The sequence below is a fragment of the Paenibacillus sp. USDA918EY genome (assembly GCF_009870825.1).
Lineage (GTDB): Bacteria > Bacillota > Bacilli > Paenibacillales > Paenibacillaceae > Paenibacillus_AQ > Paenibacillus_AQ albilobatus.
This window is the reverse complement of record NZ_WTWY01000001.1, coordinates 903,741-916,601: the sequence shown is the minus strand read 5'-3', so window position 1 is coordinate 916,601 and position 12,861 is coordinate 903,741. Positions and strand designations below refer to the sequence as shown.

Below are 12,861 nucleotides of genomic sequence, written 5' to 3'. Positions count from 1 at the left end.
TTTTGGATGCATTATTTCATCTCGATGGATTCGTTGATTTTCGCCCAGGCAGGCTGACCGATCAGGCCCAAACGCCAGAAGGCGACTCCTTTGAGGTCATAACGCTTGGCAAGTCCGATTTTGTCGTTGACCGTACCTGCGTTTTCACTGCCTAGCGAAATCCCCAGGATCAATTTATCCTTCGTCGTTTCCTTCAGCGCTAGACGGATGGCTTCGTCCACTTGCTTTAGCGGTTCCGGGCCTTTTTCCTGTTCAAACGCATAGGCCATGATCACCAGATCATCCGCCAAGCCGGACAATGTTTTGTAGTCGTAACCTGCATAGGAGCTGTTCAGCGGATGAAGGACAAGCGTCAGCTTAATGCCGGCCGCACGGGCTTTGGCGGAAAGATTTTTCACGAATGCGTTGTAATCGGACTTCGCCTTGCTTTTGTCCCCGGTCAAACCGAGCCCTTCCAAGTCCAGGGCGATGCCTTTAAAACCTTTGCCCGACGCCGCTTCGACGATCTGCGAGACCGTTTTTTCCTGCAGCGCCCGGTCTTCCAGGTTTTTCGTCAACTCGCCGCTGGAATCCACGGAATACACCATCAAATACGGCGATGTTCCCTGACGGTCGGCATCCTGAATGATCGATTCCGGCGTAACATCGCCTGCGGCCTGCGGCCACTTATACTCTTTGCCCTCCATCGTGAATTGTCCTGTTGGATCGATCCGGCTCCAGCCGAAGGCTACCGAATCGAACGACGGCACAAATGCCCGTTCATCGAAGGAAGACAGCGCGTAAAATCCCAGCGTGTACATGTCCTTCTGCGGCGACGTGATCGACACGGTTTGCGTCGGCTGATCCCAGGCCACCCCGGCGCCGAACTGTTGGCTAAAAAAGCTGAGCGGTATCATAGTGCTATTGCGGATCGATTGCGGGGCGATTGCGAGAGACACGTTCTTCCCGTCGACAACGGCATTTTTGCTCCCGATCGTCAGCACGACCTGTTTGGAGGAGCCGTCCCCGTTTTGCTTCATTGCGGTAATTTTTTGTTCCTTCTGGTTCCAAACGACCTGAATGCCCAGCGCCTCGGAAATCGCCCGGAAAGGCACCATCGTCGCCCCTTTCAGGACGGTCGGCTCCACCGGAAAAGATAACGGGTAGCCGTCCAGCGTGATGCTTACTTTACCTGCCGCCTTCGCCGCATCCGCAGGAATGGCGGCAAGCGAACCGGCAAGCAGTGCGGAGCTTAACAAAATTTTCGCAATAACCTTCATCTTCGGTTCTCCTATGATCTGAAATATAGTTTGTTTTACTAGATTGCTAGATTTACTATATCACGATCCGGAATACCATTTCCACCCAGTCAAGGCTAATGCAGGGGGCTCCCCATGGCTATGGTTTTTTTACGTTTCATCCAATCACTTTTATTTTTAGGCCGGATCTGAATTACTCGTGTTTTATCGGAACCCGTTTCATAAACAAGCCGATCACGAAACCGACCAGAGCAATGATCATGCCGAACATAAAGGCATGCGATACGCCAGCCGTCAAAGAGTCGACCACGTTGCCGCCCGGATGGGATTCCGCGTAACGCTCCTGACCTGCGGTCATCATGCTTACGGCTACGGCGGTCCCGATCGCGCCCGCCACCTGCTGAAGGGTGTTCATAATCGCGGTTCCGTCCGGATAAAATTGCCGCGGCAGCTGATTCAGCCCGTTGGTCTGCGCAGGCATCATCACCATCGAAATGCCGATCATCAAACAAGAATGCAGCACGATGATGAGGAACGCGGCGGATGCGGCCGTCACGCCCGAGAAAAACCAAAGCGCTGCGGCAGCCACAAGGAATCCGGGGAAGACAAGCCATTTCGGACCGTATTTGTCAAACAGGCGGCCCATGACTGGCGACATGAGACCGTTAACGATTCCTCCGGGCAGCATGATCAGCCCCGCGTAAAACGCCGACTTGCCGAACCCTCCTTGCAGGAACAGCGGCAGCACCAGCATGGACGATAAAATGATCATCATGCAGATAAAGACCATAATGACGCCGACCGTAAACATCGGATATTTGAAGGCCCGCAGGTTGATCATCGGCTTCTTCATTCGCATTTGACGCCAGCCGAACAAGATCAATGCCGCTGCGCCGATGATCAGGGACGCGATAACTTTCGGGCTCGTCCAGCCTCCGCCTTCGCCGGCGCTGCTGAAGCCGAACACGATGCCGCCGAAGCCGATCGTCGATAAAATAATCGACAACAGATCGATTTTCGGTTTGGTGATGGTCGAGACGTTTTGCATGAACAGGATGCCGCAAACTAACGCCAATACAAGAAACGGCAGCGACAACCAGAAAATCCAGTGCCAGCTGAGGTTCTCGATTAACAGTCCCGCGATCGTCGGTCCCACCGCAGGCGCGAACATAATGACCAGGCCGATGATGCCCATGGCGGCGCCCCGTTTTTCAGCGGGGAAAATAACCAAAATCGTGTTGAACATCAGCGGCAGCATGATGCCCGTCCCAATCGCTTGAACGACGCGGGCGAGCAGCAGCAGTTCAAAATTCGGCGCCAGCGCCGCAATCAAACAACCGGCAATCGAAAAAATAAGCGCGGTGATAAAAAGCTGTCGAGTCGAAAACCATTGCAGCAGCAGGCCCGATACCGGCACCAAAATGCCCAGCGTCAGCAGATATCCGGTCGTCAGCCATTGAGCCGTGGACGGAGCGATGTGCAGCACCTGCATCAGATCGTTTAAGGCGACATTCAGCGCCGTTTCGCTGAACATCCCGATAAATCCGCTAATGAGAAGCGCCGCCATAATAGGGATGATTTTAAATCGTTTATTCGAGCTTGCTGTCGTATGTGTATTCTGCATGGCTGCTTCCACAATACCTAACCTCCATATGTCTGTTTTTATCTCTATTTGTTATTATCCTTCTCTATGATCTCTATCTTATTTGTCGCACCGTCTTGCAGCACACGTTCCACCAATATCCCCATGTACTTGGACGCGATACGAATCGGGCCGGTGTCCCGATTCGTCATGGCAATGATGAGCGAGCCTTCCAGCATGGATAACACGACCGTAGCCGTCTCCTCCGCACGAAGGGGATCGAGCCCTGCCGATTGCAGCCGCCGGGTTACGAGCATCCGCCACTCGTCAATCGCAGCCTGACACGCCTCCCGCAGCGATAAGCTGACGGAAGACGTTTCAACCGCATTCCAAAAGCTGAGCGGAGTAAATCCCTCAAAGTTCGAGTGCTCCGCATCCTCGGCCATCATTTCGATGTGGTGCTGTATCGCTTTTGCCGGACTTGCATATCGGTCGAATGCTTCTTCCCATTTGCCGGAAACCTTCCGTTTGATCTGCTCGATACACTCTCGCGCGAGCTCCTCTTTCCCCTCCGGAAAATAGTAGTAGAGCGAGCCTTTGGGACAATGGCTTTCTTTTATGATTTGATTTAATCCCGTTCCATGATATCCTTGCGTCGAAAACAGCCGGGAAGCCGTTCCGACGATAGATTCACGTGAGTTCGTTTTTCCTGCCATGGTGGCGAGGCCCTCCTTTCCGCTAAATTATAACGAACGGTCTACATATTATAGCTGACAGCAGACCTTCATTGTCAACGATTTTTTCTATGAAATATTTCCTTGCGACCGGCTATACTTGTACGAACCGATGATTCAACGGTCTATTCCAGATAAAAAAAACGGCTGCCCGTCTATAAAATAGACAAGCAGCCGTATGGCATTTTCATAGGAGACCGAACCTCATTCCTCCGGACGTTTTCCGGCATCCATTCCGGAACCCGACACGGTCATTACCGGTTTAACGGTCAGATCGCTATGTACGCGGATTTGGCATGACAGCCGGATATTCGGCTCGGCAATGCCTTTGGCCGCAAGGATGGCTGCTTCGGCTTCACCTATGGCGCCGGCATCCCCTTCGATCACTTCCACGCGGCAGGTTGTGCATCTCGCATTGCCGCCGCAGCGATGCAGAATGTCCACGCCGTTATCCTCTAAAGCTAGTACCAGTTTTTGCCCGTCGGCCGCTTCAATGGCTTTTTTTCCTTCAACATGAATCGTTGGCATTTGGAATCACTTCCTTTTCTCTGCATAGATTTTTAGCATCATTCGGACGGAACGATGCATGAATCTTTATTATTGCGTGATGACGAACAATTTTCAATAGCTGCTTTCAACGGAGTTCATGGCGACGATGGCTCATGATACCGGCTTAGGCAGTTTTCGCAATGGAACCCAAGGTTTACCCGGCAATCCTGGAATTGATACTGATGATTTGCCGTAAATGCGGTTTAAGTTGACGGCAGGAAATTGGAGCGCAAGAGCGATGGGAGGAATGATTCGATTCGTGTCCGTAGCGTCTCTCAACAGCAAAACGAGGCCGCCCTCAAGATCTAAGATCTTTGGGACGGCCTCATGTTTTTCTATCATTTCAAAGTTAAAAAAGAAGATCTTTGGCGTATTGCTCCCCTTCGAGCAAATCGTATTCAACCAATCGGTAATCGTTCAGCAGCGACTGCTGCTCAGGCGTTAATTGCGAAACGACGCCCGAAGCTCCCAACAGAACATGCTTGTTCAACCCCGGAATTTCGGATCTGACTTTCTCCAGCAGTCTGTAATACGGAGGAAGCTGCTGCCCGCTCAATTGGAATAACGTCGGTCCGATAAAAGCAGGACTGATCGTGCCAACCGGCTGCTTGCCGATATCGAAATTCGCCATATAAATGAGTTTCGTTTCGTGCTTTAATCTCGGGTTCGTATCCCAGCCCGCCTGCGTATAAATTCCTGCGGACAAGGCCGGCAGATGGTCTCCCCAAAATACGACGATCGTCGGGCGCTTGATTTTTTTTAGTTCCCCGCTTAAATAAGCAAGGGCTTCGTCCGTCAATTTCGTATCATGCACGTACGTTTCCATTTCGTCCTTATATTCCGGTTTCACGCCCCCGACAGTGATGGTATTGGGGCCGTTCAACCCTTTGGTGAACGGGAAGTGGTTTTGCATGGTAACCAAATGCAGGAACGTCGGTTTATCCGATGTCTGCAGCTCGCGTACCGCTTCTTTTACCGCAGCCATGTCCGAAATGTAACCGTTAGGCGTAAAACGTTCCGCGTTTTCCATATCCTTTTCGCTTGTAAATTGATCGAAGCCAAGAATCGGATATACCCGGTTCCGGTTATAAAACGAATCGTCAAACGGATGAAGGGCTTTGGTTTGATAGCCTTTGTCCTTCAATATGCTGACAATCGACGGCAGCGTTGACATTTTGACGATCCGCTGTTGATAAGGGATGGAACCGTCCTTAAGAAAATACATCGACAACCCGGTCAACGCTTCGAATTCGATGTTGGCTGTATTTCCGCCAAACTCAGGAGATAACATAAATCCGGACGGCGTCGCATGCTCCTGCTGATGGATAAACTTCAACGGATCTTCGCTGAATGTATAGGTCGGCAGCCGGGTAGGGTCAAAAAAGGCTTCGTCCATCATATACATGACGTTCGGCTGTTCCGCCGGCGTTTTTCCATCGGCTTGGTCCGGCATATCCCGATATTTTTGCGCAATGGCTTCAATCGCTTCTTTGCTGTAACCTTCAGGTTTTTCCATCAGTTTCTGGTTCAAGTTGCCGGCAAATGCATACACGAAACCGTTCTGCGAATAATTGACCTTCTGATTCCATGGAATGTTTTGATAGTTCATCGATGTTGCGAGCGCGGTTTGACTTCCGACCATTTGGATAAAACCCGCAATCATCAGCACGGACACGACGATCATGGCAAGCCGCAGCGGCAGTTGAACCTTGAGCTTAGGAAGTTTGAACACGAGATACACGAGGGCGGCCACGACAACGATGGTGATGACAATGGCCGTCGGCGAGATCATCCCATGGGTAATCTTCGTCATTTCCTTGGCGTTTTTGACTTGCATCAAATCCCATGGAAACAGCGGTTCGCCCGTTGTGCCCAACTTTTTATAGTTGGCCACCGCAAGAACGCAGCATACCAGAAACGCAAGCAGCGCGCCGGAATACACATTCGGAACGATGGCGGCAAACACGAGCAGCACAAAAAAGAAAAACAAGCTCCCGGAAATATAAAGCCAATAGTAATTCGAAATCCAGGCGAAAACGCTCCCCAAATCCATACCGAGCGACGCCGCCTGCATGATGAAATTCAACACAAAACCGCCAAAGAAAAGGGTAAGCAGGGTTGCCCCCAAACGCTTTGATGGCTTAAACAATTGATGCACGTATATCCTCTCCCATCTATCTAGGCGGATATTATACAATAATTATCTTAAAAGAACATTAAAAAAGGCTGAGCTTCGAATATCGAAGATCCACCCTTTTAAATGTGCTCTTTATCAGACACTTTGATTCGCTTATTAATTTTAATGATGGAGCCGCTAATATACGTTTCCGCATACCAGGCATCGTTCGTCCGATGTTTCGGAAGAGTCATTTTCGCTTCATCGATCGGATCAGCTGCTTCGTTTCGGAGTTCACACGGGTCGATTCGATTATTTTTTGCAGCGCTTTGTTATAGGTAAAATCGTCAACGGTACTGTTTTGCAGATACACCATGGTTGGTTCCGGCAGATGGACATAACACATGGACAACGCCCAGGCTACCGCCATACGGACATAATAAGCCTCATGCCGGATCCGATCCAAAATTCGAAGCACGCGGTCAATGTACGCCTCATCGATATAATAGTTCAACAGCATGACCACGCCGAACCGGATCTCATACTCGTGTTGGGATTGCAAATAGGGTTGAAGGAAATCCCACACCAGCGTTTGGTTGGACTTGGCGAACTTCAGGCCGGCGCAAAACGTATCGCATACCGACCAATTGTCGATTTTGGGGACAAACGAAGCGATAAGCTCCAGCTTTTCGGCTGGATCGGCTTTCTCGTTTGCAATCAGAATCCCCTGCAGCATCACTTCCTCAAAATACTCGGCTGAAGCATGCCGCAAATAAGCGCGCCTGTCTTCCTCGGCCATACGCTTGGCCAATTTACGAAGCTCAGGGATCCGGACGCCCAACAGGTTGGACACGCCCGGAATTAGCGATGACGCAAACCTCTGATATTCCGGCTCGGCCAGTTCCAACAGTTTTTCGCGTATTGCCGCCGTTTCCATCATTCATCTCCTTCCTATTCGTAAGATATTTCCCAAAGATAGATTGATGCGACGGAACCGTACGGTGAATAAAGCTCCCGGTAACGGTCGAACTCCTTCTTCGTCAAACCGTCCAATCCGTATAACTTCATCATTCCGCGCCGGATCGCGACATCTCCCCAACTGACCACGTCGGGTCGCTCCAAGGCGTGCAGCAGCAGCATTTCAGCCGTCCAAACCCCGATACCGTCAAGGGACGTCAGTCTCCGGACAACCTCGGTGTCGGGAAGAAGGGCCAGCTCGTCGAGGTCAAGCTCGCCGCTTTCCATGCGGCAAGCGGTCCGATAAATGCATGCCGCTTTTTTCATGGTCAAACCGCATGCCCGAAGTTCCTCCGGGGACTGCGCCGTAATCGAGGGAGGATCGATTCGGCCGAACCGGGCAACCATCCGTTCCCAGACGGATTGAGCCGCCTTGACGGAAATGAGCTGGCCGACGACTGCTTGGGCCAATGCCTTAAACAAGTCCGGCGTCGTGGGACGTTTGAGGAATCCGATCCTGTCCATGGCTGCGCCAAGAACGGGATCCGCTCCCCGGAGCGCCGTTATTTCGATCTCTCCATATTGAAAAAACGTCGTGCTTTCGCTTAACATGCGGCGCCCGCCTTCCTTTTCCATCCATTCGCTGGACCGTCGTTAGGGCTCAAACCCCTGTTGGCTGATGAACACCTGTTCCGGGGGAAATGTTTCAAGGAACCGGTCATACACGTACCGGTAAGCTTCCGGACCGTACCACTCCTTCAGTCCCATTTCCCCGTACAGCCGTTCGATGCCCAAACTGCGGGTACGCCGTCCTCCGCTTCCATCACCCATAAAATAATCGTCGATGCAGATCCGTTCGACAAGCGGCCGCAATTTGCGGGGGAAACCGTCCGTGCACGGAAGCACGGGCGCAATCGTTGCCTGCGTTGGAACGCCCGCTTCTTTGAGGAGCTTCAGTGTCCGAAGCCGGGCTTCAATGGCCGGGGTGCCCGGCGTAAATTGCCGCCGAACATCCTCCCTGTCCGTTTCCACGGTCATGCTGACCCTTACGCGATTCCCCAGCCGTACCAGCAGATCGATATCCCGCTTAACAAGGGGACTTCGGGTCTGTACGAGCAAAAAGTCAGGGGGATCGTTTGCCATGGCCTCCAGCAAGGAGCGCGTAATGCCTGCCTTCGCTTCCGCCGGTTGGTACGGGTCCGTGCTCGAGGACATAAAAATCGTAACGGGACCGTTGTTTCGGGCTCTCTTAAGCTCTTTGCGGAATACGTCCGCCGCTCCGTCCTTGGCGTCCACCCACGTCCCCCATGCCTGGTCGCGAAAGGTTGCCACAGGCATGCGCCGGACATAGCAATAGGAGCAGCCAAAAGAACATCCTACATAGGGGTTTAGCGAGTGACTGTATCCGGATAAAAACCCCGTTCCTTTGTTCAGCACCGACTTCGGCGTTTTATGTTCCAGAGTATAGGCCATGGCTTCTCCCCTCTTTTTATGATTCCGTATGGCATCAACGTTTTCGTCTAAGTCGCGTCGTGAAAAATAATCCCCAAGCTGAACCTCGTGCCTTCCGATACGGTTCCAACGCCATGGCGCAGCGAAGCCCGGTAGTAACCCCTCGTTCCTTCAACGGGACGAAAGCTTGTCGGAAAAATGACGCCCGTTCCACGCTTGAGCCTGATGACATGCCCCCTGCTTTGCGCGCGCGGCCGCTGTTCAACGAGCAAAAATTCGCCGCCGGAATAATCTTCATCCCCCTCGTTTAAGACAAGGAGGACCTGGAACGGAAAAAATACTTCCCCGTACAAATCCTGGTGAAGGCAATTGTACCCGCCGGCTTCATATTTCAGAATAAGCGGCGTGGGACGGCGTTGGCCGGCTGCATGACACTCTTCCAGAAAATCCGAAAGCGTGCCGGGATACTTGGGCTCCTTGCCCAGCTGCTCGAGCCAGCGGTTAGCCGCAGCAGCCAGCGGGACGTAGAACGCTTCACGAAGCTGCTGCAGCCGAGCGGGCAACGGGAATTGAAAATACTTGTACTCTCCGACCCCAAACCGGTATCTTTTCATGTCGATCGTTTTTCTGTAAAGCTCCTCTGCTTGGTAGGATTCGATAAAATCTCGGCATTCCTGCGGCGTAAGAATCGGTTGAAACGTGGCGAATCCTTGCCGGTCCAACGCATGGTGAATGCCGTCCCATTCCAAGGCAGCAACCCGTTCCGACATTTCTTTATTCATGACAGGCAGCCTCATGCAACCGGGAAGCCGAGACCTCTTTCTCGATGGACAACAGCCGCGACTTCATCTCCAGTCCGCCGCGGAAGCCGGTTAAGGCTCCGTTTTTGCCGATGACGCGATGGCATGGGACCGACATGAGCACCGGATTGGCGCCAATCGCCGAACCCACGGCCCGAACCGCGGCCGGCTTGCCGATCGATTCCGCGATGTCCGAATAGGAGCGCGTCTCCCCATAGGGAATGGAGCGCAGCGCCTCCCACACCGAGCGCTGGAACGGGGTGCCGACCAAGTCGCAGGGAATCGTGAAGCGTATCAGCTTGCCGTCGATATAATCCATCAATTCGCCGATATATGGCGACAGCGCCTCATCGTTCCTGATCAGCTTCGCCGGTCGCATCTGTTTTCCCAACCATTCTTCCATTTCCTCAAACGGTTTGTTCGCCGAACCAACGTAGCAAAGTCCGCTGGATGTCGCTGCGAGGTGCAGCTTCCAGCCTCCATGTTCCAACACCGACCAATAAACAGGCCCTACAACGTCACTTTTCATCGAATGCGCCTCCTTGGGTCCATATCCCCGTTCCCATAATCCGTTTTCGATACTCGTAAGGGGTTATGCCGAATTTTCGTTTGAAGAGCGAGATAAAATAGGACGGATTCGGAAGTCCGACCCGGCTCCCGATCTCGGCTATGGAGATATTGGTTTGAGCGAGCAGCTCGCGCGCCTTATCCAGTCGGATGCCTTGCAAATAGGCCACCGGCGTTGCATTCATGATCTTTTTGAACGTTCGGTGCAAGTGGTACGGGCTCCCATGGAACATCTCTGCCAGCATATTCAGCGTCATCGCGCAGTCGTAATGCCGCTCCATGTATCGGGCGATCGCGTCGACCCACTCGCGGTCCGGCAAACGTTCGCCCGTCGGCTTGCACCGCTTGCACGGTCGGAATTCCTCCCGGATGGCTTCTTCCGCGGTGCGGAAGATCCGGACGTTGGCCCGGTTGGGGACTTTTGACTTGCAGGAAGGTCTGCAAAAAATCCCCGTCGATTTGACAGCGTAAAAAAACACGAAGTCATATGATGCGTCGTTCCCGACGATCGCCTCCCACTTTTCCTCCGTTAGCGCCTCTTCTTTTGCCGTGTTCATATTCGTCACCCCTTCACCCAAAGTATACCCTCTTTTTCGTCCGGACGAAGGAATATCGGAATAGAAAAGCAAGATTGTGATATTAAAGAATCGTTTCGTTTTCCGGGCGCGACTTGACCTGTTTTAGCAAAATTCGATCTCCGAGGCCTTCTTCACGGCGGCGAACCCGCGAAATTGCCGATTATGCCGTTCAATGATTTCTTGCGCTGTTTGCCCTCCTTGTCCCCATGTGCTGTGGACGTCCTCCGCGACGGTGACCTCATATCCCAGCTCGGCTGCCCTCGTGCTTGTCGCATGAACGCAAAAGTCGGTTTGAAGCCCCGCGATAACCAAGCTGCGAATTCCTTTTTCCGTCAGGACCTGCTGCAGATTTGTTTCATGGAATGAATCCGGCGTGAACTTCTGGATGACGGCTTCTCCCTCCTGGGGCGCGACGGAAGGATGGATCTCCCAATCCGAAGCCCCCGTTTCGAGCTGTTCGCCCGGCCCTTCGTTATGCTGAACGTAGATGACGGGTACGCCGCAGCTTCGCGCTTTGTCCAGCAAACCTTGAAGCTTCAACAACAATGCATCTCCGTTATAAACCGGGTCCTTCTCAGGAAACATGCCCTTCTGTACGTCAATCACCAAAAACGCTAGCGAATTCATTCCTGTTTTCCTCCTATGGGATTCAATATTTTTCGTGCTGCGGTTCTAGGTTTTATATCATTCTAACAAGAACGTACGTTCCTTACAATATAAATCTACTGCGGAAAATTACAGGAAAAGTGCGAATGCATATTTACCCCTTCCATGGGGAAAATACCCACGAGGTGTTGATCATGGGCGTTTTTCAAAATTTAAAGAAATTTTTGTTCACGCAGGGGAATAGCACGGAACAAGTGACCGTCAAACCCGAAAAAAACGAAAAACCTACCTTGAATCATATATTGGATCAGTTTAAGGACTGCATCGACTTTCAACAGCGCACGTATCCCAATTGCCATGTACATATCGTTTATCTCCCTTTCCTCGTGGGCCCGGAGCCGCTAAAGCGGGATATCGTTGATCCCCTTTCCGATGCAACCGAGGATGAAGCAACACAAATCTTTAAACGGTCCCAATATAAGCTGACGGGCGACGCCAAAGAATGCGTCAAAGGGATCTTGGACGGGCAAGCCGCCATATTTTTTCGGGACCTGACCTATCTCGTCGATATTTCCGAGCCTGTAGGCAGAAGCATCTCTCAATCCGAAACGGAAACGGTCATCTCCGGTCCCCACGACGGCTTCGTGGAAAATTTGTCGGAGAATCTGGGCGTACTTCGAAAAAAAATTAAAAGCACGCATTTAAAAACCGTCAAGTTTGAGGTCGGGGAAATCGCTAAAACCGACGTTGTATTGGTATATCTCGACCGGATTGCGGATCAAAACATGGTGGAAGACTTGAAGAAACGGATTCAATCGATCGAATTCGACGCCATTATGGATTCGAACATGCTGGTTCAGCTGATCGACGAAAACCCGAACTCCGTTTTCCCGCAGTTCATGACGACGGAGCGCCCGGACGCCATCGCGTCCAAGCTGATCGGCGGCCGAATCGCCGGTTTTGTGGACGGAAGCCCGTCCGCGTTTGTTTCTCCTACCAATTTTTTTGATTTTTTCTCTTCTCCGGACGATTATTATCAACGCTGGCTGCTTGGGACTGCCTTGAGGGTCTTGCGATTCATCGGTTTTCTCATTACGATCAGCTTTACCGCGTTTTACGTTTCCGTAACCACCTATCACTATGAAATGATCCCGCATACGATGCTTCTGAACTTGACGGAGTCGCGGGCAAAGGTTCCTTTCCCGCCCCTTATCGAAGCGCTGCTTATGGAGACGACGATCGAGCTGCTCCGTGAAGCCGGAGCAAGGCTCCCGACGAAAATCGGCCAAACGATCGGTATCGTAGGCGGTATCGTGATCGGACAGGCCGCGGTTCAGGCCGGGTTCACAAGCAACATTCTCATTATCTCGGTCGCCACGTCCGCCATCGCATCGTTCGTCATTCCAAGCTATATTATGAGCGCGTCCATCCGCCTGATCCGGTTCGGACTGATCATCATGGCCGGCATATTGGGAAATTTGGGGCTGATGATGTGTATCGGTCTTGTGGTAATCCACCTGTCGGGAGTGACCAACCTGGGAACGTCCTATTTAACGCCGCTCGCTCCGATGAACTTTTCCGACTTCCTGGACACGTTCGTTCGCGGACCTTTTTGGGGTCTTAGGAAGCGCCCTTCCATTTCGGATTCCAAAAACAAATCAACCAATAAAATGCGGAAATAA

At 52.0% G+C, this 12,861-nt stretch carries 13 protein-coding genes; 1 reads left to right on the top strand and 12 read right to left on the bottom strand.

Annotated features, from left to right (window positions below):
- Window positions 1–11: 11 nt before the first annotated feature.
- The 12 genes from GQY55_RS04185 to GQY55_RS04130 form a co-directional block, all read right to left on the bottom strand.
- Entirely contained in the window at window positions 12–1,259 is a 1,248-nt protein-coding gene (locus GQY55_RS04185; RefSeq protein WP_160038355.1) for a stalk domain-containing protein, read from the bottom strand.
- Window positions 1,260–1,431: 172 nt separating this feature from the next.
- Window positions 1,432–2,862: a DHA2 family efflux MFS transporter permease subunit gene (locus GQY55_RS04180; RefSeq protein WP_160038584.1), complete on the bottom strand. Its 1,431-nt coding sequence runs from the start codon at window positions 2,860–2,862 to the stop codon at window positions 1,432–1,434.
- A gap of 44 nt (window positions 2,863–2,906) precedes the next feature.
- Window positions 2,907–3,536 (bottom strand): TetR/AcrR family transcriptional regulator, encoded by a 630-nt coding sequence (locus GQY55_RS04175; RefSeq protein ID WP_160038353.1) that lies wholly within the window; start codon window positions 3,534–3,536, stop codon window positions 2,907–2,909.
- A gap of 222 nt (window positions 3,537–3,758) precedes the next feature.
- Complete coding sequence (locus GQY55_RS04170) at window positions 3,759–4,082, bottom strand: 2Fe-2S iron-sulfur cluster-binding protein (protein ID WP_160038351.1); 324 nt, start codon at window positions 4,080–4,082, stop codon at window positions 3,759–3,761.
- A 370-nt stretch (window positions 4,083–4,452) separates the two neighbouring features.
- Window positions 4,453–6,261 (bottom strand): LTA synthase family protein, encoded by a 1,809-nt coding sequence (locus tag GQY55_RS04165; RefSeq protein WP_160038349.1) that lies wholly within the window; start codon window positions 6,259–6,261, stop codon window positions 4,453–4,455.
- A gap of 208 nt (window positions 6,262–6,469) precedes the next feature.
- On the bottom strand, window positions 6,470–7,156 hold the full coding sequence (locus GQY55_RS04160; protein ID WP_160038582.1) for a DNA alkylation repair protein: 687 nt from the start codon (window positions 7,154–7,156) through the stop codon (window positions 6,470–6,472).
- Between the two features lie 14 nt (window positions 7,157–7,170).
- Window positions 7,171–7,788 (bottom strand): DNA-3-methyladenine glycosylase family protein, encoded by a 618-nt coding sequence (locus GQY55_RS04155; RefSeq protein ID WP_160038347.1) that lies wholly within the window; start codon window positions 7,786–7,788, stop codon window positions 7,171–7,173.
- A 42-nt stretch (window positions 7,789–7,830) separates the two neighbouring features.
- Window positions 7,831–8,649 carry an SPL family radical SAM protein gene (locus GQY55_RS04150; RefSeq protein ID WP_160038345.1) on the bottom strand — a complete coding sequence of 273 codons (819 nt, stop codon included), beginning with the start codon at window positions 8,647–8,649 and terminating at the stop codon, window positions 7,831–7,833.
- Window positions 8,650–8,696: 47 nt separating this feature from the next.
- Window positions 8,697–9,410 carry a 2OG-Fe(II) oxygenase gene (locus GQY55_RS04145; RefSeq protein WP_160038343.1) on the bottom strand — a complete coding sequence of 238 codons (714 nt, stop codon included), beginning with the start codon at window positions 9,408–9,410 and terminating at the stop codon, window positions 8,697–8,699.
- Complete coding sequence (locus GQY55_RS04140; RefSeq protein WP_160038341.1) at window positions 9,403–9,957, bottom strand: methylated-DNA--[protein]-cysteine S-methyltransferase; 555 nt, start codon at window positions 9,955–9,957, stop codon at window positions 9,403–9,405. The genes GQY55_RS04145 and GQY55_RS04140 overlap by 8 nt, the downstream gene beginning before the upstream one ends.
- Window positions 9,947–10,552, bottom strand: coding sequence for a bifunctional transcriptional activator/DNA repair enzyme AdaA (locus GQY55_RS04135; RefSeq protein WP_160038339.1), 606 nt, complete (start codon window positions 10,550–10,552; stop codon window positions 9,947–9,949). The genes GQY55_RS04140 and GQY55_RS04135 overlap by 11 nt, the downstream gene beginning before the upstream one ends.
- A 123-nt stretch (window positions 10,553–10,675) precedes the next feature.
- Entirely contained in the window at window positions 10,676–11,200 is a 525-nt protein-coding gene (locus GQY55_RS04130) for a cysteine hydrolase family protein (RefSeq protein WP_160038337.1), read from the bottom strand.
- A 173-nt stretch (window positions 11,201–11,373) separates the two neighbouring features.
- Between GQY55_RS04130 and GQY55_RS04125 the strand changes: the two genes are divergently transcribed.
- Window positions 11,374–12,861 (top strand): spore germination protein, encoded by a 1,488-nt coding sequence (locus GQY55_RS04125; RefSeq protein WP_160038335.1) that lies wholly within the window; start codon window positions 11,374–11,376, stop codon window positions 12,859–12,861.